The following is an 18456-nucleotide window of genomic DNA, read 5'->3' as shown; positions in this document are numbered from 1 at the left end:
GGGGTCGCAGGAGGCACCGTGCTCACCGCGTTCGCCCGGGCGTTCAGGACGCCCGACCTGCGCAAGAAGCTGCTCTTCACGCTAGCCATCATCGTGGTCTACCGGGTCGGTACCCACGTACCGATCCCAGGTGTCGACTACAAGAACGTCCAGACCTGTATCGACGTGGCCAAGGGCAACCAGGGTCTGTTCGGGCTGGTCAACATGTTCAGTGGTGGCGCGCTGCTGCAGATCACGATCTTCGCGCTCGGCATCATGCCGTACATCACGGCGAGCATCATCCTGCAGCTGCTGACGGTGGTGATCCCGCGCCTCGAAGCCCTCAAGAAGGAGGGTTCGGCCGGCACCGCGAAGATCACGCAGTACACGCGTTATCTGACGGTGGCCCTCGCCATCCTCCAGGGCACCGGTCTGGTCGCGACCGCGCGCAGCGGCGCGCTGTTCAGCGGCTGCCAGGTGGCCAGCCAGATCGTGCCGGACCAGTCGATCTTCCAGACCATCGTCATGGTCGTCACCATGACCGCCGGTACGGGTGTCGTCATGTGGCTCGGTGAGCTCATCACCGACCGCGGCATCGGCAACGGCATGTCGATCCTCATGTTCATCTCGATCGCCGCGACCTTCCCGTCCGCGCTGTGGGCGATCAAGACGTCGGGCACGCTGGCCGGCGGCTGGATCGAGTTCGGCACCGTCATCGCGGTCGGTCTCGTCATGGTCGGCCTGGTCGTCTTCGTCGAGCAGGCCCAGCGGCGCATTCCGGTGCAGTACGCGAAGCGGATGATCGGGCGCCGTTCCTACGGTGGTACCTCCACGTACATCCCGCTGAAGGTCAACCAGGCGGGTGTGATCCCCGTCATCTTCGCGTCGTCGCTGCTCTACATTCCGGCTCTGATCGCTCAGTTCTCCAACAGCAACTCCGGCTGGAAGACCTGGATCACCCAGAACCTGACCAAGGGTGACCACCCGCTTTACATCACCATGTACTTCCTGCTGATCGTTTTCTTCGCGTTCTTCTACGTGGCGATCTCCTTCAACCCCGAGGAAGTCGCGGACAACATGAAGAAGTATGGTGGCTTCATCCCGGGCATCCGGGCTGGCCGACCGACCGCTGAGTACCTGAGCTACGTACTCAACCGGATCACCTGGCCGGGGTCGCTGTATCTGGGTCTGATCGCTCTCGTACCGACGATGGCGTTGGTTGGCTTCGGGGCAAGCCAGAACTTCCCGTTCGGTGGTACCAGCATCCTGATCATCGTGGGTGTCGGTCTTGAAACGGTGAAGCAGATCGAGAGCCAGCTTCAGCAGCGCAATTACGAAGGGTTCCTCCGCTGATGCGAATCGTCCTCGTCGGGCCGCCCGGTGCCGGGAAGGGAACGCAGGCCGCGTTCCTTGCCAAGAACCTGAGGATTCCGCACATCTCCACGGGCGACCTGTTCCGCGCCAACATCAGCCAGGGCACGGAACTGGGCAAGCAGGCGAAGGCGTACATGGACGCCGGGAACCTGGTGCCGGACGAGGTCACCATCGGGATGGCCAAGGACCGCATGGAGCAGTCGGACGCCGCGAACGGTTTTCTGCTGGACGGCTTCCCTCGTAACGTCTCGCAGGCCGAGGCGCTGGACGAGATGCTCAAGGCCGAGGGCATGAAGCTGGACGCGGTCCTGGACCTGGAGGTCCCCGAGGAAGAGGTGGTCAAGCGCATCGCGGGCCGCCGTATCTGCCGCAACGACTCGGCGCACGTCTTCCACGTCACGTACAAGCCGGCGAAGCAGGAAGGCGTCTGTGACGTCTGCGGCGGCGAGCTGTACCAGCGGGACGACGACTCCGAGGAGACCGTCCGCAAGCGACTTGAGGTCTACCACACGCAGACCGAGCCGATCATCGACTACTACAAGGCCCAGGGCCTGGTGGTCACGATCACGGCGCTCGGCAAGGTGGAGGATGTCACGGCGCGCGCCATGGAGGCGCTCAAGAGCAAGGCCGACGACAAGTAGTCGTCACGCTGTCCGCCATCGGCCGCGGTGCCCTCCGGGGGTGCCGCGGCCGTAGTGTTGTGCAGGTAGTCGTGTACGCAGTGGTGCACGACCCGGTTGTGTACGTCGTCGGAAGACGGAGAAGACGGAGAGCGCGGGCCGCCATGGTGCAGATCAAGACCCCTGAGCAGATCGCCAGGATGCGTGAGGCGGGGCTGGTGGTGGCCGCCATTCACGCGGCCACGCGTGAGGCGGCGGTGCCGGGTACGACGACGAAGGACCTGGACGAGGTCGCGCGCAAGGTGCTCGCCGAGCACGGGGCGAAGTCGAACTTCCTGGGGTACGGCGGTTTCCCCGCGACCATCTGCACCTCGGCGAACGAGGTGGTCGTCCACGGCATCCCGTCCGACGAGGTCGTCCTGAAGGACGGCGACATCATCTCGATCGACTGCGGCGCGATCGTCGACGGCTGGCACGGGGACGCGGCCTACACGGCGTTCGTGGGCTCCGGTCACGCCCCGGAGCTGATCGAGCTCTCCCGGGTGACCGAGGAGTCGATGTGGGCGGGCATCGCGGCGATGAAGCAGGGGAGCCGGCTCGTCGACGTCTCGCGTGCCATCGAGACGTACATCCGCCGCCAGCCGAAGCCCGGCGGCGGGCGGTACGGGATCATCGAGGACTACGGCGGCCACGGCATCGGCACCGAGATGCACATGGACCCGCATCTGCTGAACTACGTCGAGAAGCGACGCGGCAAGGGCCCGAAGCTGGTCCCCGGCTTCTGCCTGGCCATCGAGCCGATGGTGTCCCTGGGCACGCCCAGGACCGAGGTACTGGAAGACGAGTGGACGGTCATCACGACGGACGGTTCCTGGTCCTCGCACTGGGAGCACTCGGTGGCGTTGACGGAGGAGGGCCCGTTGGTGCTGACAGCACCTGACGGCGGCCGCGCGAAGCTGGCGGAGCTGGGGATCACGGCGGCGCCGGACCCGCTGGTCTGACGGCCTTCCCCCGGGTGTTTTGGGCTGGGGGACGGCTGCCCGTGGCGTTGGTACCGGGGCCTGTTGCTTAACGATCTCCGCAGTGGGGCATTCTTTCTCGATTCGTCTTTCCGGGAGCCCTGACGTAGACTGACTCGTCGGCTCTCGTGCACCCGCATGTCTGCATGCGCTCGCACGAAGTCGATCAAGGTAGTCGATTCGAAGGGCAAAGCGTGGCCAAGAAGCAAGGTGCCATCGAGATCGAGGGCACTGTCGTTGAGTCTCTTCCGAACGCGATGTTCAAGGTGGAGCTCCAGAACGGCCACCAGGTCCTGGCGCACATCAGCGGCAAGATGCGCATGCACTACATCCGCATCCTCCCTGACGACCGGGTCGTGGTGGAGTTGTCTCCGTACGACCTGACGCGCGGCCGGATCGTCTACCGCTACAAGTAGATCTTGCCTTGCTCCGTGTCCCGGTCCCGGGACACGGGGGGTGGCACTGACCCGGAGAACCTCACCTAATGAAGGTCAAGCCGAGCGTCAAGAAGATCTGCGACAAGTGCAGGGTGATCCGCCGTCACGGTCGGGTCATGGTCATCTGCGAAAACCCGCGCCACAAGCAGCGCCAGGGCTGACGCACGACCGCACCTTCTGCACCCGCAGATACTTCGCGCGACGCAAGCAATACATGTTCATACGCAGGATCCAGGGCTGATTCTCATCAGGCCTGACACCCCCGGTCGGAGGCCGGGGACCCGGTTCGTACCGAATTCTCGATTCTTTGGATCAGAGGACGACGGCGGGCGGGATCCGGTTCTGCGGAAGACCTCCGAACGACAACTGGAGCCATTGAATGGCACGCGTTTCCGGTGTTGACATCCCGCGCGAAAAGCGTGTGGAGGTCGCCCTGACCTACGTGTTCGGCATCGGCCGGACCCTTTCCCAGCAGACGCTGGCCGAGACCGGCGTGAACCCGAACACGCGCGTTCGTGACCTCTCCGAGGAGGAGCTGGTCAAGATTCGCGAGTACGTGGACGCCAACATCAAGACCGAGGGTGACCTCCGTCGCGAGATTCAGGCCGACATCCGCCGCAAGGTGGAGATCGGCTGCTACCAGGGTCTGCGCCACCGTCGTGGCCTGCCCGTCCACGGTCAGCGCACCAGCACGAACGCTCGTACCCGCAAGGGCCCGCGTCGCGCCATCGCCGGTAAGAAGAAGCCGGGCAAGAAGTAGTCCTCAGCGGACGCACTGTGCGTTCTGGGGGGACGCCCCCCAGACCCCCCAAGCGGTCTTCGCTGTAGGACCGACCACCTCCCGTAGGAGTAATAGATGCCCCCCAAGGGTCGTCAGGGCGCTGCCAAGAAGGTGCGCCGCAAGGAAAAGAAGAACGTCGCTCACGGACACGCTCACATCAAGAGCACGTTCAACAACACGATCGTCTCGATCACCGACCCCTCGGGCAACGTGATCTCCTGGGCCTCCGCCGGCCACGTCGGCTTCAAGGGCTCGCGCAAGTCCACCCCCTTCGCCGCGCAGATGGCCGCCGAGTCGGCCGCCCGCCGCGCGCAGGAGCACGGCATGCGCAAGGTCGACGTCTTCGTGAAGGGTCCGGGCTCCGGTCGCGAGACCGCGATCCGCTCCCTCCAGGCCACCGGTCTTGAGGTCGGCTCCATCCAGGACGTCACCCCCACCCCGCACAACGGCTGCCGTCCGCCCAAGCGCCGCCGCGTCTGACGCACGGTTGTCTCGCGTTTGACCTGGGTTCGGGCGGTACGTCTCCTCGGAGGGGTGCCGCCCGTACCCTTGCAGTAGCAGTAGGGCGTCAAATAGCGGGCGCCCATGACTGAAGGATCGCAACATGCTGATTGCTCAGCGTCCCTCGTTGACCGAAGAGGTCGTCGACGAATTCCGCTCCCGGTTCGTGATCGAGCCGCTGGAGCCGGGCTTCGGCTACACCCTCGGCAACTCCCTCCGCCGCACCCTCCTCTCGTCGATCCCCGGCGCTGCTGTCACCAGCATCCGCATCGACGGCGTTCTGCACGAGTTCACCACCGTGCCGGGCGTCAAGGAGGACGTCACCGACCTCATCCTCAACATCAAGCAGCTGGTCGTGAGCAGTGAGCACGACGAGCCGGTCGTGATGTACCTGCGCAAGCAGGGCCCGGGTCTGGTCACCGCCGCCGACATCGCGCCCCCGGCCGGTGTCGAGGTGCACAACCCCGACCTCGTCCTCGCCACGCTCAACGGCAAGGGCAAGCTGGAGATGGAGCTGACCGTCGAGCGCGGTCGCGGCTACGTCTCCGCCGTGCAGAACAAGCAGGTCGGTCAGGAGATCGGGCGCATCCCGGTCGACTCGATCTACTCGCCCGTTCTCAAGGTCACCTACAAGGTCGAGGCGACCCGTGTCGAGCAGCGCACCGACTTCGACAAGCTGATCGTCGACGTCGAGACCAAGCAGGCCATGCGTCCCCGTGACGCCATGGCGTCGGCCGGCAAGACGCTGGTCGAGCTGTTCGGGCTCGCCCGCGAGCTCAACATCGACGCCGAGGGCATCGACATGGGCCCGTCCCCGACGGACGCCGCCCTCGCCGCTGATCTCGCCCTGCCGATCGAGGAGCTGGAGCTCACCGTTCGGTCGTACAACTGCCTCAAGCGTGAGGGCATCCACTCCGTGGGTGAGCTCGTGGCTCGTTCCGAGGCCGACCTGCTCGACATTCGTAACTTCGGTGCGAAGTCGATCGACGAGGTCAAGGCGAAGCTGGCCGGCATGGGCCTGGCCCTCAAGGACAGCCCGCCCGGATTCGACCCGACCGCCGCCGCCGACGCCTTCGGTGCGGACGACGACGCGGACGCCGGGTTCGTGGAGACCGAGCAGTACTAAGGGTTCGGGTTCCACGGCCGGTTCCAGGCTGCGGGCCGGTTCTTGGCTGGTCGCGCCCACGCGGCGGAGCCGCACATTGTCACAGCCCCGCGCCCCTACGGGGCGCGGGTCTTCCGGTGCCTTGAAAAAGGTGGCCGGATCTCCGACGGGTGACCGCCCGCTCGGACACTGACTCCGGTACCTGATACGGCCGGGGCAGACACCTAGGAGAAACACCATGCCGAAGCCCACCAAGGGTGCCCGTCTGGGCGGCAGTGCCGCGCACGAGAAGCTGCTTCTCGCGAACCTCGCGAAGTCGCTCTTCGAGCACGGCCGCATCACCACCACCGAGGCGAAGGCCCGTCGCCTGCGCCCGTACGCGGAGCGTCTGGTCACCAAGGCGAAGAAGGGTGACCTTCACAACCGCCGTCAGGTGCTCTCGGTGATCACGGACAAGAGCATCGTGCACACGCTCTTCACGGAGATCGGCCCGCGCTACGAGAACCGCCCGGGTGGCTACACCCGTATCACCAAGATCGGTAACCGCCGTGGCGACAACGCGCCCATGGCCGTCATCGAGCTGGTGGAGGCCCTGACCGTGGCCCAGGAGGCCACCGGTGAGGCCGAGGCGGCGACCAAGCGTGCCGTCAAGGAAGACGTCCTCAAGAAGGACGAGGCCGTCGAGGCCCCGGCCGCCGAAGAGGTCGTCGAGGACGCGAAGCCGGCCGAGGCCGAGGACGAGTCCAAGGACGCCTGAGGCACTGCCCGGCTGTGAGCGGGTCCGTCCCTTCGGGGGCGGGCCCGCTTTCGCGTTCTGAGGAGGATCAGGTGTGGGAGAGGATCTAGGGGTGAGTGACGAAGCACGGCCCGGGTTCGTACGGGTGCGGATGGATCTGTCGTACGACGGGACCGAGTTCTCCGGATGGGCCAAGCAGGCCGGGGGACGGCGGACCGTACAGGGGGAGATCGAGGACGCCCTCAGGACCGTCACGCGGTCGAAGGACACCACGTACGAGCTGACCGTCGCCGGGCGGACCGATGCCGGGGTGCACGCGCGCGGCCAGGTGGCGCATGTCGATCTGCCCGTCGAGCTGTGGGCCGAGCACGAGGAGAAGCTCCTCAAGCGGCTGGCCGGGCGGCTGCCCAAGGACGTACGGATCTGGTCCCTCGCCGAGGCACCCGCGGGCTTCGACGCGCGTTTCTCGGCGATCTGGCGGCGTTACGCCTACCGCGTCACCGACAGCCCCGGGGGAGTGGATCCCCTGCTGCGCAATCATGTCCTGTGGCACGACTGGCCGTTGGACGTGGACGCCATGAACGAGGCCGCCCGGCGGCTTGTCGGCGAGCACGACTTCGCCGCCTACTGCAAGAAGCGCGAGGGGGCCACGACCATCCGTACCCTCCAGGAACTGAGCCTCGCGCGCGGGGCGGACGGGGTCATCACCGCCACCGTCCGCGCGGACGCCTTCTGCCACAACATGGTGCGCTCGCTCATCGGCGCGCTGCTGTTCGTGGGGGACGGGCACCGGGGACCCGACTGGCCGGGGAAGGTGCTCGCGGTCGGCGTACGGGATTCGGCCGTTCACGTCGTACGGCCGCACGGGCTGACCCTGGAGGAAGTCGGTTACCCGGCCGACGAGTTGCTCGCCGCCCGCAACAAGGAGGCGCGGAACAGGCGGACGCTCCCCGCGGCGGGCTGCTGCTGACCGCATGTCGGCCAGCAGCTTGCCGGTGGGTGCCGGGCGGTGCCGGCGGTTACTGGGCGGCCGCCGCCGACGCCTGGGCCTCGCCGCGGCGGCGGATCTGGCGGAAGGCGAACTCGGCCAGGTCGTCGCCGGTCGTGAAGACCGTGGCGTCCTTCGTCGTCACGTCCTTGCCGTTGGTGAATCCGGCGAGCGTGAAGTAGGCGTAACGGCCGTAGGAGTTGGTGGTCGAGCGGCAGATCGACGTACGGCAGAAGGTGGCGACACTCTGGTCGGTCAGCGAGGTGATGATGCTCTTGCTGTCCGCCTCGCTCTTCGCCTTGGCCGCCTGGGCCTCGGTGTCGAAGATCGCGACGCCGACGGTCACCGCCACGCCGTCCTTGCTGTAGGTGACGCGCATCAGCCGGGTGCAGTCGTTCTTGGTGAGGACCTTGGGGAGCGTGCCCTGCACGGCCGTCGCACAGTTCCCCGTGGAGGCCGTCGGACCCTTGCGGTAGACGTGGTCACCCATCGTCAGCTGCGAGCCCGGGAAGAGGATGTCCGGGCTGATCGGCGCGGTGTCCTTCTTCACACTGGATATGAAGTCCATCGGATCCAGCGGGGGCGGCGCCGAGGTCGGCGCGAACGACGGCACCGACGCGCTGGTGTCGCTCGGGATGTCCGCGGTGGCGGGCAGCTTGCTGGGCGCGTTGGCGGCCTGGCTGTCGCCGTTCGCCGACACCAAGGCCATGGCGACGGCAGTGCCGACCGCCAGTGTGGCCACCGCGGCGCCGCCGATCACCAGCAGCCTGCGCCGCCGGTTGCGCGTCTCGGACGCTTCCGCGAGCGCCGCCCAGTCCGGAGACTGGTTCGGCCGACCCCAATCGGGTTGCTGAGAACCAGGCTTCCAGGGATCCCACGGGGGTTCCCCCTGCCCACCCTGCCCATAACTCATGGGCCGCATCTTAGACGGGGAGCGGGGGGTGGTGTTCCGCAAGGGAGGGCACTTGAGCCCCTAGCGTGACCTGAGTGCGCACGGCAAAACTGACATCTCCGGGTGGTTGGTGCGTCACGCTCCCGGTCATGTGCGGGCCGGTCCCCGTCCCGGCGGTCTTTCAGAGGACTGCTTTATCCTGTGTGTACTGACTGGCTGCTTGCGTGGCCCTGCGTGCCGAGGCATCCGGGGCGCGAACCCACGTTTTGACCCATCCAGGGCGACGCGGGTAGGCTTGCAGTTCGTTATGTGTATTGGCTTGCTCATTCTCACGTGAGGGGCCCTTACACCGGTCCACCGGGGCCGATGACCAGCGACCAGCACTCGGTATGCGTCACCGAGGTGCGGTCAGGGCTGTCGTGATCGTCCGTGGTGGCCATGTCAGGACCCACTCACTGAAGAAGCGAAGGCTACGACCGTGCGTACGTACAGCCCCAAGCCCGGCGACATCACTCGCCAGTGGTACGTCATCGACGCCCAGGATGTCGTCCTGGGTCGTCTGGCGACCACTGCCGCGAACATCCTGCGGGGCAAGCACAAGCCGATCTACGCGCCCCACGTCGACGCTGGTGACTTCGTCATCATCATCAACGCCGACAAGGTGCACCTCTCCGGCAACAAGCGGACCCAGAAGCTGGCGTACCGCCACTCGGGCTACCCCGGTGGTCTGCGCTCCGTCCGCTACGACGAGCTGCTTGCCAAGAACCCCGAGAAGGCCATCGAGAAGGCCATCAAGGGCATGATCCCCAAGAACACCCTGGGCCGTCAGGTGCTCTCGAAGCTGAAGGTCTACGCGGGCGAGAACCACCCGCACGCCGCTCAGCAGCCGGTCCCGTTCGAGATCACCCAGGTCGCGCAGTAGTTCCGGCCACCACCCCCTAAGACAGAAAAGAATCTGAGGAGAATCGTGGCCGAGACCACCGTTGAGCAGCCGGTCGAAGAGACTGAGCTCGTCGACATCGAGAACTACACCACCGAGTCCGAGGTCCCCGTCGAGGGCGAGTACACCTCGGAGTCGCTGGCGTCCCGCTTCGGCGACCCGCAGCCGGCCGCCGGCCTGGGCCGTCGCAAGAACGCCATCGCCCGCGTCCGGATCGTCCCGGGCACCGGCAAGTGGAAGATCAACGGTCGCACCCTTGAGGACTACTTCCCCAACAAGGTGCACCAGCAGGAAGTCAACGAGCCCTTCAAGGTGCTCGAACTGGACAACCGCTACGACGTCGTCGCCCGCATCTCCGGCGGCGGTGTCTCCGGTCAGGCCGGTGCGCTCCGTCTCGGTGTCGCCCGTGCGCTGAACGAGGCGGACGTGGACAACAACCGCCCGGCCCTGAAGAAGGCCGGCTTCCTCAAGCGCGACGACCGTGCGGTCGAGCGCAAGAAGGCCGGTCTCAAGAAGGCCCGTAAGGCCCCGCAGTACAGCAAGCGTTAATCGCTCGCTGCTGCACATTCGTACGACCGTTCGCCCCGGCGGCACGCTGTGTGCCGCCGGGGCGTTCGTTTATCACAGCTCAGGGCGTATAACGGCACAAGGCGCTCAAAGGCTTGCATGATCGGATGACTTCCGAAAACTGAGCTTCATCAGGAGGACACCAGTGGGACGACTCTTCGGCACGGACGGCGTGCGCGGTGTCGCCAACGCGGATCTGACGGCCGAGCTCGCGCTCGGCCTCTCCGTAGCGGCGGCCCATGTGCTGGCCGAGGCGGGTACGTTCGCGGGCCACCGGCCGGTGGCAGTGGTCGGGCGGGACCCGCGCGCGTCCGGGGAGTTCCTGGAGGCCGCCGTGGTCGCGGGCCTGGCCAGCGCGGGCGTGGACGTCCTGCGCGTCGGTGTGCTGCCCACCCCCGCGGTGGCGTACCTCACCGGTGCGCTGGGCGCCGACCTCGGCGTGATGCTCTCGGCCAGCCACAACGCCATGCCGGACAACGGCGTGAAGTTCCTCGCGCGCGGCGGGCACAAGCTCGACGACGAGCTGGAGGACAGGATCGAGGCCGTCTACGAGGAGCACCGCACCGGCGCTCCCTGGGACCGGCCCACCGGCGCCGGCGTCGGCCGGGTGCGCTCGTACGACGAGGGATTCGACCAGTACGTCGCCCATCTCGTCGGCGTGCTCCCGAACCGCATCGACGGGCTGAAGATCGTCCTCGACGAGGCGCACGGTGCCGCCTCCCTGGTGTCGCCGCAGGCCTTCTCGCGGGCCGGCGCCGAGATCATCACGATCGGCGCGGAGCCCGACGGCCTCAACATCAACGACGGCTGCGGCTCCACCCACCTCGGCCTCCTGAAGGCCGCCGTCATCGAGCACGGCGCCGACCTCGGCATCGCGCACGACGGCGACGCCGACCGCTGCCTCGCCGTGGACCACACGGGTGCCGAGGTGGACGGCGACCAGATCATGGCCGTGCTCGCGCTGGCGATGCGGGAGCGTTCCGCACTGCGCTCCGACACCGTTGTCGCGACCGTCATGTCCAATCTGGGCTTCAAGCTGGCCATGGAGCGCGAAGGGGTCTCGCTCGTCCAGACCGCGGTCGGCGACCGCTACGTCCTGGAGGAGATGAAGGAGCACGGCTACGCGCTCGGCGGCGAGCAGTCCGGGCACGTGATCATCCTCGATCACGCCACCACCGGCGACGGCACGCTGACCGGTCTGCTGCTGGCGGCCCGGGTCGCCCAGACCGGCCGTACGCTCCAGGACCTCGCGTCCGTCATGGAGCGGCTGCCGCAGGTCCTCATCAACGTCCCCGACGTCGACCGCACACGGGTGAACAGCTCCACCGAGCTGGCGGCCGCGGTCACCGAGGCCGAGCTGGAGCTCGGTTCCACCGGCCGGGTGCTGCTGCGCCCCTCCGGCACCGAGCCGCTGGTCCGGGTCATGGTCGAGGCCGCCGACATCGACCATGCGCGGTCGGTGGCGGGGCGGCTCGCGGACGCGGTGAAGTCGGCACTGGGTTAATCGAGCGAGTTCGGCGCTGGGTGAATCGAGCGAGTTCGGCGCTGGGTTAATCAAGCGAGTTCGGCGCTGGGCTGATCAAGCGAGTTCAAGCGAGTTCAGAGGTCGTACGTTCGCGCTGCCTCGCCCAGAACCACTTCTGGGCGAGCAGCGTGAGTGTGCCGGAGAGCACGATGCCGCCGAGGTTGGCCAGCAGCTGCCAGCTGGAGCCCCATGTCTGGGAGTAGTCCGTGTAGCTGAAGGCCACCGCGGCGTTCGCGGCCGCCGGGACCGTCGTCACCGAGATCGCCACGCCGATCAGCGCGCCCGACTTGGCCGAGGTGAGCGACAGGGTGCCCGCGATGCCCGCCAGGAACGCCACGACGAAGGACATCCAGTCGGGTTTCCAGATGAAGGCCGTGTTCGGCCGGGCCGCCTGCACCATCGACTTCTCGAACAGCCCCAGCGCCTCCATCAGCCAGCTGAAGCCCACCGTCAGTACCATCGCCACCGCGAACCCGGCGAGCAGCGCCCACAGGGACCGCCACACCAGCTGCGGGGCGCGTCGCACCAGCGCCGTGGAGATCCCCGCGAGCGGCCCGAACTCCGGGCCCACCGCCATCGCGCCCACGATCAGGATCGCGTTGTCGAGCATCACACCGCAGGCCGCCAGCATCGTCGCGACCGTCAGCAGCGCCACATAGGTGACGGAGAGCGTCGACTCCTCGTGCGAGGCCTCCGCCAGGTGCTCCCACAGCACCGCGTCCGCGCCCTCGCCCGGTGCCTCTTCCTCCGCCTTGTCGGCGCGCTTCGACAGCGACAGGTCGATGTTCTCGACGGCGATCGACCCGGTCCGGTCGAGCTCCATCTCCCGCAGTGCGCCGATCAGTTCGTCGCCCGCCTCGCGTGCGACGTCGCACATCACGACGTCTCCGGGCGGGTTGCGGGCGGCGCCGGGGAAGACGACGAGATGCGTGGTGCCGACGGTCCTCTCCACCAGCCGTACGACGTCGTCGGTACGGTCGGCGGGGGTGATGAGGCGTAGATGCAGCATGCGGCGCAGGGTATCCGCGCCGGATGACGGCATCGTGGTTGGTGGTTGGTGGCCGGCGGCCCGTGGCCGGCAGCTCGCGGCTACAGCTTGCGCAGGCTCAGGCGCTGCACCTTGTGGTCCGGGCCCTTGCGGACGACGAGGGTGGCGCGGCCCCGGGTGGGGGCCACGTTCTCCAGCAGGTTGGTCTTGTTGATGAGGCGCCAGGTCGTGCGCGCGTAGTCGAGCGCTTCCTCCTCGGAGACCTGGGTGTACTTGCGGAAGTACGAGGAGGGGTCCTGGAAGGCGGTCTGGCGGAGCTTCCTGAACCGGTTGAGGTACCAGTGCTCGATGTCCTCGGTGCGGGCGTCGACGTACACGCTGAAGTCGAAGTAGTCCGCGAGAGCGACGCGGGTGCGGCCGTCCTTGCCGGGCAGGGCGGGCTGCAGCACGTTCAGCCCTTCGACGATGAGGATGTCCGGGCGGCGGACCGTGAGCAGTTGCCCGGGGACGATGTCGTAGATCAGATGGGAGTAGACGGGTGCGGTGACCTCGTCCTTGCCCGCCTTGATGTCGGCGACGAACCGGGTGAGGGCACGGCGGTCGTACGACTCGGGGAAACCCTTGCGCGACATCAGGCCACGCTTCTCCAACTCCTTGGTGGGGAGCAGGAAGCCGTCTGTAGTCACCAGTTCGACGTGTGGGTGTTCGGGCCAGCGGGAGAGCAGGGCCTGCAGGAGCCGGGCCACGGTGGACTTGCCGACGGCCACCGAGCCGGCGACGCCTATGACGAACGGGGTGCCGGCCTGGGAGCCCTTCTCGCCGAGGAAGGTGTTCAGCGCCCCGCGCAGCCCGTCCGTGGCGCCGACGTACAGGTTGAGCAGTCTGGACAGCGGCAGGTAAATGTCCCGTACCTCGTCGAGGTCGATGACATCGCCCAGACCACGCAGCTTCTCGACCTCCTCGGCGTTCAGCGGGAGCGGCGTCTTTTCGCGCAGCGCGCTCCACTCGGCACGGGTGAGGTCGACGTAGGGAGTCGCCTCCGGCTTGGACCGGTGGGCGCTCCGCGGCAACGAGGAGACCGAAGAGATCACAGTCCATTGTTACGGGAGTGTGGACGGGATGGGGGGTGGGGTCGGTCACGCCGCACTGGCGACGGGCCGGGACGGAGCGTGACGCCACTACGGAGTCGTTCTCCAGACCCTCGGGAAGGTGGGCTCGGCTGTCCTCATGAAACAGGAACGTGCCGCGGGGGGTGAGGACCCCTGCCCCGAGCCGGTCCGCGAGCTCGGCGATGACGCCTCGGATCTCGCCCAGGGCCGGCCGGTCGACCCCGATGATGTTGTCGAAGACGGACAGTTCGGCCTCTCCGCCGTCGGCGGTACGGAGCGGCGGCGTCCAGGGCCTGGACCTCGTCGGAGAACGCGGTGAGTGCCTTGCCGACGGGGGCGAAGTTCGCCGCTGCCCAGGCGCATCCGCTCGCGTGGCCGTGGTAGCGGGCGAGGGCGTCTCCGAGGACCAGGATGGCCGAATGTCGGCCCGGCCAGAATTTCCGAATTCGGGCACGAAGTGCCGGGTTCGGGCGGCTCCTGGCGCCTAGGCTGCGGCGCATGTGCGGAATCGTGGGATACGTGGGGTCGCAGTCGGCGCTTGATGTGGTGATGGCCGGACTGAAGCGACTGGAGTACCGGGGGTACGACTCGGCGGGTGTCGCCGTGCCGGCGGACGGCGGGCTCGCTGCCGCGAAGCGGGCCGGGAAGCTGGTCAACCTGGAGAAGGAGCTGGTTGACCGGCCGTTGCCGACGGGTACCACGGGGATCGGGCACACCAGGTGGGCCACGCACGGAGGTCCCACGGACGCGAACGCGCATCCGCATCTCGACAACGCGGGCCGCGTCGCCGTCGTGCACAACGGGATCATCGAGAACTTCGCGCTCCTGCGTGCCGAGTTGACCGAGCGCGGGCACGACCTGGCCTCCGAGACGGACACCGAGGTGGTCGCGCATCTGCTCGCCGAGGAGTTCTCGGCGAGCGACGACCTCGCGGAGGCGATGCGGCTCGTGTGCCGACGCCTTGAGGGCGCGTTCACGCTCGTCGCGGTGCACGCCGACGAGCCCGATGTGGTCGTGGGCGCGCGGCGCAACTCGCCGCTCGTGGTGGGCGTCGGAGAAGGCGAGGCCTTTCTCGCCTCGGACGTCGCCGCGTTCATCGCCCATACGCGGTCGGCGATCGAGCTGGGTCAGGACCAGGTGGTGGAGCTGCGCCGGGACGGGGTGACGGTCACCGGCTTCGACGGCCGGCCCGCCGACGTGCGTTCGTATCACGTGGACTGGGACGCCTCGGCGGCCGAAAAGGGCGGGTACGACTACTTCATGCTCAAGGAGATCGCCGAGCAGCCCAAGGCGGTCGCCGACACGCTCCTGGGCCGGATCGACGCGGCCGGTTCGCTCACGCTGGACGAGGTGCGCATCCCCGTCCACGAGCTGCGCGAGGTCGACAAGGTCGTCATCGTCGCGTGCGGGACCGCCTTCCACGCCGGGCTGATCGCCAAGTACGCCATCGAGCACTGGACGCGGATCCCGTGCGAGGTGGAGCTGGCGAGCGAGTTCCGTTACCGGGACCCGATCCTGGGCGCGCGCTCCCTGGTCATCGCCATCTCGCAGTCCGGCGAAACCATGGACACGCTGATGGCGCTGAGACACGCCCGCGAGCAGGGCTCCAAGGTGCTGGCGATCTGCAACACCAACGGCTCGACGATCCCCCGCGAGTCGGACGCCGTGCTGTACACGCACGCCGGTCCGGAAGTCGCCGTCGCGTCCACCAAGGCGTTCCTGACGCAGTTGGTCGCCTGCTATCTGGTCGCGCTCTATCTGGGCCAGGTGCGCGGCACCAAGTGGGGTGACGAGATCCAGGCCGTCATCCGGGACCTGTCCCGTATCTCCGCCGAGGTCGACCGGGTCCTGGAGACCATGGAGCCGGTACGCGAGCTGGCGCGGTCGCTCGCCGAGAAGGACACGGTGCTGTTCCTGGGCCGGCACGTCGGCTATCCGGTCGCGCTGGAGGGTGCGCTCAAGCTCAAGGAGCTGGCGTACATGCACGCCGAGGGCTTCGCGGCGGGCGAGTTGAAGCACGGGCCGATCGCACTGATCGAGGACGATCTGCCGGTGGTCGTGGTCGTGCCCTCCCCACGCGGCCGGTCCGTCCTCCACGACAAGATCGTCTCCAACATCCAGGAGATCCGGGCGAGGGGTGCGCGCACGATCGTGATCGCGGAGGAGGGGGACGAGGCGGTCGTTCCGTACGCCGACCATCTCATCCGGATCCCTGTGACGCCGACGCTGTTGCAGCCGCTGGTGGCCACGGTTCCGTTGCAGGTGTTCGCCTGTGAGCTGGCCACGGCGCGGGGGAACGAGGTGGATCAGCCGCGGAACCTGGCGAAGTCGGTCACGGTGGAGTGAGCCGTCTTCAGGGCTTCGACGAAGGGGGTGAAGGCTCCGGTCGGGAAGGTGAGGGTGCGGTCGGCTGGGGCCTTGGAGTCGCGGATGGCTGTGTGGGTGGGTGAGCTCGCGATTTCCACGCAGTCGTTTCCGTCACCGCCGTCGGAGTAGGACGACTTCCGCCAGTTGTCGGGGGTGGTCATGGGGTGCCTTCGCGGAACCTGGCGAAGTCGGTGCGCAGGGCTTCGATGAAGGGGGCGAAGGCTCCGGTCGGGAACGTGAGGGTGGCCCTGGAAGGGGTCTTGGAGTCGCGGATGGCTATGTGGGTGTGGCGCCTGGCGATCTGCACGCAGGCGTCGCCCTGGCCACCGCCGGAAAAGGACGACTTCTGCCAGGCGTCGGGGGTCGTCATGTCCTTACAGCTCCTTGGTCAGCCGGTGGATGAAGTCACGCGAATGCTCGGCTTCGAGTGACACCGCACCTACCCTACGGAAGAGCGTTCGATAGCGGCTGAGTTGGGCTTCGGCGTCGATGAACACGGGACCGTTAGGCCCGTCGCGCACCACGGTGTCCAGCGTGGAGACGGGGCCACCCGCGTACACCATGGAGCTTCCGGCTCCTCCGAAGCCATCCAGGTCGAAGGGAATGACGCGCACGGTGATGTGGTCGGCTTCGGAGAGTTTCAGGATGCGGGCGAGCTGAGCCCGTGCCGTGGCACGGTCGCCGGCTCTGATACGCAGAGCCGCCTCATGGATCAGGGTCTCGTACGGGATCGGGTCGGGGCGCTCGATGATGACCTTGCGCTTCATCCGGTGTTCCACCCAGCGCTCCACCTCGCTCTCCGGGAACTCCGGGTTCACGTAGGAGAAGAGCGCCCGGGCGTACTCCTCGGTCTGTAGTAGGCCCGGGACGTGCAGGAAGTCCACGTCCCACCGGTAACTGGCGTGGTGTTCCAGCTCCGACAGATCCAGGAACTGCGTTGGCAGGAACCCCCGGTAATCCTCCCACCAGCCACGCGTCCGGTCGGTCGCCATGGCCACCAAGGCATCGATCAACTCGACGTCCGAGCAGGCGTAGTTGGCCGCCAGGCGGCGTAGCCGCTTCTCGCTCACACCTGCGAGGGCCGCCTCGATCTGGCTGATCTGCGGGGCGCTTACGCCGAGCAGGGTTGCTGCCTCTCGGGCCGTGAGGCCTGCCGAGTCGCGGAGCCTGCGTAGCTCGACCGCCAGGCGCAGCTGGCGTGCCGTTGGCTCGCTCCTCAGTGTCATCGACAGCTCCTCTCAACGCGCCCGCAAGCGCGACTCGTTCGGGGTCAGGCTACGCGACTCGCTTGCGAAATCTAAATAGTTAAGTCTACCGTCGGTGATGTGACGCACACGCTGCGAAACCCGGGGGCGCCGGAAGCGCACCGCTCCGTCCTGCCATGACGGCTGCGGCACGGCCACCGCCCGGTCCGCTCAACTCCCCTTCCCTCGAACGGAGTTCACCCATGTCCGAAACCTCCGCCGAACCCTGGGAGTACATGATGTACATCCCCCACGACCTCCGCGCCGTCACCGTCAGTCGCCGTACCGTCCGGCTGATCCTCACTCTGCACGGCCTGATCCGCCTCACCGACGTCGCGGAGCTGATCGCGGCCGAGCTGGTCTCCAATGCCGTACGGCATACGAAGGGGCAGGCGGCGCTGCGGGTGCAGTGGCGGGCGGGGGTCCTGCGTATCGGCGCGTGGGACGCGGACCCGCGGCCGCCGGAGGCGTCCCTGTCGTGGGACCGGCTCGTCGACGCGGAGGAGGGGCGGGGCCTCGCGCTGGTCCGGGCCTGCGCCGACGCGTGGTCGTGGCAGCCGCTGACCAGGCACGGGCAGTGACGTGTGGTGCGAGCTGGTGGCGGCCTAGGATCACCGGGACCGTACGGGTATGCGAATGCAGGGTGGGGAACATGGGTGTTCTGGTGCTGGCCGGTCTCCTGGTGCTTGTCATCGGTGGGTGCGTGTGTGTGGTGTGGGCGTCGCGCGGCGGGCCCCGCTGGGTCCGGGGCGTGGCGCTCGTGACGCTGACGCTGGGCGAGCTGGTCCGCAGTTCCGCGAAGAAGCAGCGCCGGAGCGTGAACCGGAGCGGCGGTGACGGCGACAGCTAGTGGCTCGTGCCCACCGGTGTCCGTAGGGCGGAGGCGAGGAGGGCCAGTTTGTCGGCGGTGTCGGTGCCGGGGTCCGGGTGGTAGACGATGAGCATCTGGCCCGCCGTGCCGCCGATGCCCAGCCTTTCCCGGTTCAGCCGTAGGCCGCCGACCTGGGGGTGGTCGATGTGCTTGGGTGCGCCTTCGCACGCCTCCACGTCGTGGCGGGCCCAGAGCCGACTGAAGAGAGGGCTGGCGAGGGACAGCTCGCCGACGAGCTCGATGAACCGGGGGTCGTCCGTGTCGGCGCCGACGGACTCGCGGAAGCCGGCGACCATGCCCATGGCGGCGTTCTGCCAGTCCGGGTGGAGGGCCTGCTCGGCGGGGTCGAGGAACACGTCCCGCAGGCAGACAAGTCCCATCTGGCCGGCCCCGAGGCAGGGCTCGACACGCAC

22 protein-coding genes and 1 pseudogene are annotated in these 18456 nt (G+C 67.6%); 16 read left to right on the top strand and 7 right to left on the bottom strand.

Annotated features, from left to right (window positions below; all coding sequences use genetic code 11):
- Positions 1–18 precede the first annotated feature (18 nt).
- The 10 genes from secY (at position 19) to truA (ending at position 7522) form a co-directional block, all read left to right on the top strand.
- A complete protein-coding gene (secY, locus tag RV986_RS21250) occupies positions 19–1332 on the top strand; it encodes a preprotein translocase subunit SecY (protein ID WP_475918929.1) in 1314 nt (437 codons plus the stop codon).
- A complete protein-coding gene (locus tag RV986_RS21245; RefSeq protein ID WP_475918928.1) occupies positions 1332–1994 on the top strand; it encodes an adenylate kinase in 663 nt (220 codons plus the stop codon). Before secY ends, RV986_RS21245 begins: the two co-directional genes overlap by 1 nt.
- Positions 1995–2137: 143 nt before the next feature.
- Positions 2138–2974, top strand: a complete 837-nt coding sequence (gene map, locus RV986_RS21240) for a type I methionyl aminopeptidase (protein ID WP_475918927.1) — start codon at positions 2138–2140, stop codon at positions 2972–2974.
- A gap of 212 nt (positions 2975–3186) precedes the next feature.
- The gene (gene infA / locus RV986_RS21235; protein ID WP_003948620.1) at positions 3187–3408 is read left to right on the top strand and encodes a translation initiation factor IF-1; all 222 of its coding nucleotides are present in this window, start codon (positions 3187–3189) and stop codon (positions 3406–3408) included.
- Positions 3409–3476: 68 nt separating this feature from the next.
- Positions 3477–3590: a 50S ribosomal protein L36 gene (gene rpmJ / locus RV986_RS21230; protein ID WP_003998809.1), complete on the top strand. Its 114-nt coding sequence runs from the start codon at positions 3477–3479 to the stop codon at positions 3588–3590.
- 218 nt (positions 3591–3808) lie between these two features.
- Complete coding sequence (rpsM, locus tag RV986_RS21225; RefSeq protein WP_060901485.1) at positions 3809–4189, top strand: 30S ribosomal protein S13; 381 nt, start codon at positions 3809–3811, stop codon at positions 4187–4189.
- A 96-nt stretch (positions 4190–4285) separates the two neighbouring features.
- Positions 4286–4690: a 30S ribosomal protein S11 gene (rpsK, locus tag RV986_RS21220; RefSeq protein ID WP_003956432.1), complete on the top strand. Its 405-nt coding sequence runs from the start codon at positions 4286–4288 to the stop codon at positions 4688–4690.
- 124 nt (positions 4691–4814) lie between these two features.
- Positions 4815–5837 (top strand): DNA-directed RNA polymerase subunit alpha, encoded by a 1023-nt coding sequence (locus RV986_RS21215; RefSeq protein ID WP_003966937.1) that lies wholly within the window; start codon positions 4815–4817, stop codon positions 5835–5837.
- A gap of 217 nt (positions 5838–6054) precedes the next feature.
- On the top strand, positions 6055–6573 hold the full coding sequence (gene rplQ, locus RV986_RS21210; protein WP_475918926.1) for a 50S ribosomal protein L17: 519 nt from the start codon (positions 6055–6057) through the stop codon (positions 6571–6573).
- Between the two features lie 91 nt (positions 6574–6664).
- A complete protein-coding gene (gene truA, locus RV986_RS21205; protein WP_475918925.1) occupies positions 6665–7522 on the top strand; it encodes a tRNA pseudouridine(38-40) synthase TruA in 858 nt (285 codons plus the stop codon).
- Between the two features lie 49 nt (positions 7523–7571).
- On the opposite strand, the gene RV986_RS21200 is transcribed toward truA, so the two are convergent.
- Complete coding sequence (locus RV986_RS21200) at positions 7572–8453, bottom strand: hypothetical protein (protein WP_475918924.1); 882 nt, start codon at positions 8451–8453, stop codon at positions 7572–7574.
- 457 nt (positions 8454–8910) lie between these two features.
- Here RV986_RS21200 and rplM point away from each other — a divergent pair, with 457 nt between their 5' ends.
- From rplM to glmM, 3 genes are all read left to right on the top strand, one after another.
- Positions 8911–9354 carry a 50S ribosomal protein L13 gene (rplM, locus tag RV986_RS21195; protein WP_475918923.1) on the top strand — a complete coding sequence of 148 codons (444 nt, stop codon included), beginning with the start codon at positions 8911–8913 and terminating at the stop codon, positions 9352–9354.
- Between the two features lie 45 nt (positions 9355–9399).
- Positions 9400–9921: a 30S ribosomal protein S9 gene (gene rpsI, locus RV986_RS21190; RefSeq protein ID WP_475918922.1), complete on the top strand. Its 522-nt coding sequence runs from the start codon at positions 9400–9402 to the stop codon at positions 9919–9921.
- Positions 9922–10084: 163 nt separating this feature from the next.
- Positions 10085–11443, top strand: a complete 1359-nt coding sequence (glmM, locus tag RV986_RS21185; protein WP_475918921.1) for a phosphoglucosamine mutase — start codon at positions 10085–10087, stop codon at positions 11441–11443.
- Positions 11444–11528: 85 nt separating this feature from the next.
- Here the strand turns inward: glmM and RV986_RS21180 are convergent, their stop codons facing one another.
- Together RV986_RS21180 and coaA are read right to left on the bottom strand one after the other, a co-directional pair.
- Positions 11529–12473, bottom strand: a complete 945-nt coding sequence (locus RV986_RS21180) for a DUF389 domain-containing protein (RefSeq protein WP_475918920.1) — start codon at positions 12471–12473, stop codon at positions 11529–11531.
- Between the two features lie 80 nt (positions 12474–12553).
- Positions 12554–13543: a type I pantothenate kinase gene (gene coaA / locus RV986_RS21175; RefSeq protein WP_475918919.1), complete on the bottom strand. Its 990-nt coding sequence runs from the start codon at positions 13541–13543 to the stop codon at positions 12554–12556.
- 516 nt (positions 13544–14059) lie between these two features.
- Here coaA and glmS point away from each other — a divergent pair.
- The gene (glmS, locus tag RV986_RS21170) at positions 14060–15907 is read left to right on the top strand and encodes a glutamine--fructose-6-phosphate transaminase (isomerizing) (protein ID WP_475918918.1); all 1848 of its coding nucleotides are present in this window, start codon (positions 14060–14062) and stop codon (positions 15905–15907) included.
- Here the strand turns inward: glmS and RV986_RS21165 are convergent.
- Genes RV986_RS21165 through RV986_RS21155 form a run of 3 tightly spaced genes read right to left on the bottom strand, consistent with a single transcriptional unit; the run spans position 15868 to position 17154 of the window.
- On the bottom strand, positions 15868–16089 hold the full coding sequence (locus tag RV986_RS21165; RefSeq protein ID WP_475918917.1) for a DUF397 domain-containing protein: 222 nt from the start codon (positions 16087–16089) through the stop codon (positions 15868–15870). The two genes, glmS and RV986_RS21165, sit on opposite strands and share 40 nt — an antisense overlap.
- Entirely contained in the window at positions 16086–16298 is a 213-nt protein-coding gene (locus RV986_RS21160; RefSeq protein ID WP_475918916.1) for a DUF397 domain-containing protein, read from the bottom strand. The genes RV986_RS21165 and RV986_RS21160 overlap by 4 nt, the downstream gene beginning before the upstream one ends.
- Before the next feature lie 4 nt (positions 16299–16302).
- Complete coding sequence (locus tag RV986_RS21155) at positions 16303–17154, bottom strand: helix-turn-helix domain-containing protein (RefSeq protein ID WP_475918915.1); 852 nt, start codon at positions 17152–17154, stop codon at positions 16303–16305.
- Between the two features lie 221 nt (positions 17155–17375).
- Here RV986_RS21155 and RV986_RS21150 point away from each other — a divergent pair.
- Positions 17376–17781: pseudogene (locus RV986_RS21150) on the top strand (ATP-binding protein).
- Between the two features lie 43 nt (positions 17782–17824).
- Positions 17825–18022: a hypothetical protein gene (locus tag RV986_RS21145; protein ID WP_475918914.1), complete on the top strand. Its 198-nt coding sequence runs from the start codon at positions 17825–17827 to the stop codon at positions 18020–18022.
- Here the strand turns inward: RV986_RS21145 and RV986_RS21140 are convergent.
- Positions 18019–18423, bottom strand: a complete 405-nt coding sequence (locus RV986_RS21140; RefSeq protein ID WP_475918913.1) for an MmyB family transcriptional regulator — start codon at positions 18421–18423, stop codon at positions 18019–18021. The genes RV986_RS21145 and RV986_RS21140 overlap by 4 nt on opposite strands.
- Positions 18424–18456: the final 33 nt, after the last annotated feature.

It is taken from the genome of Streptomyces sp. RLA012 (assembly GCF_056270325.1).
Note: the sequence above shows the minus strand (reverse complement) of the source record. Positions and strands in the feature narration are given on the sequence as shown.

Excerpts from the sequence above, each read along its gene's own strand:
- RV986_RS21245 (WP_475918928.1), top strand. The coding sequence starts at position 1,332 with ATGCGAATCGTCCTCGTCGGGCCGCCCGGTGCCGGGAAGGGAACGCAG.
- map (WP_475918927.1), top strand. The coding sequence starts at position 2,138 with ATGGTGCAGATCAAGACCCCTGAGCAGATCGCCAGGATGCGTGAGGCG.
- rpmJ (WP_003998809.1), top strand. The coding sequence starts at position 3,477 with ATGAAGGTCAAGCCGAGCGTCAAGAAGATCTGCGACAAGTGCAGGGTG.
- rpsM (WP_060901485.1), top strand. The coding sequence starts at position 3,809 with ATGGCACGCGTTTCCGGTGTTGACATCCCGCGCGAAAAGCGTGTGGAG.
- rpsK (WP_003956432.1), top strand. The coding sequence starts at position 4,286 with ATGCCCCCCAAGGGTCGTCAGGGCGCTGCCAAGAAGGTGCGCCGCAAG.
- RV986_RS21215 (WP_003966937.1), top strand. The coding sequence starts at position 4,815 with ATGCTGATTGCTCAGCGTCCCTCGTTGACCGAAGAGGTCGTCGACGAA.
- rplQ (WP_475918926.1), top strand. The coding sequence starts at position 6,055 with ATGCCGAAGCCCACCAAGGGTGCCCGTCTGGGCGGCAGTGCCGCGCAC.
- RV986_RS21200 (WP_475918924.1), bottom strand. The coding sequence starts at position 8,453 with ATGAGTTATGGGCAGGGTGGGCAGGGGGAACCCCCGTGGGATCCCTGG.
- RV986_RS21180 (WP_475918920.1), bottom strand. The coding sequence starts at position 12,473 with ATGCTGCATCTACGCCTCATCACCCCCGCCGACCGTACCGACGACGTC.
- glmS (WP_475918918.1), top strand. The coding sequence starts at position 14,060 with ATGTGCGGAATCGTGGGATACGTGGGGTCGCAGTCGGCGCTTGATGTG.
- RV986_RS21165 (WP_475918917.1), bottom strand. The coding sequence starts at position 16,089 with ATGACCACCCCCGACAACTGGCGGAAGTCGTCCTACTCCGACGGCGGT.
- RV986_RS21160 (WP_475918916.1), bottom strand. The coding sequence starts at position 16,298 with ATGACGACCCCCGACGCCTGGCAGAAGTCGTCCTTTTCCGGCGGTGGC.
- RV986_RS21155 (WP_475918915.1), bottom strand. The coding sequence starts at position 17,154 with ATGACACTGAGGAGCGAGCCAACGGCACGCCAGCTGCGCCTGGCGGTC.
- RV986_RS21145 (WP_475918914.1), top strand. The coding sequence starts at position 17,825 with ATGGGTGTTCTGGTGCTGGCCGGTCTCCTGGTGCTTGTCATCGGTGGG.
- RV986_RS21140 (WP_475918913.1), bottom strand. The coding sequence starts at position 18,423 with ATGGGACTTGTCTGCCTGCGGGACGTGTTCCTCGACCCCGCCGAGCAG.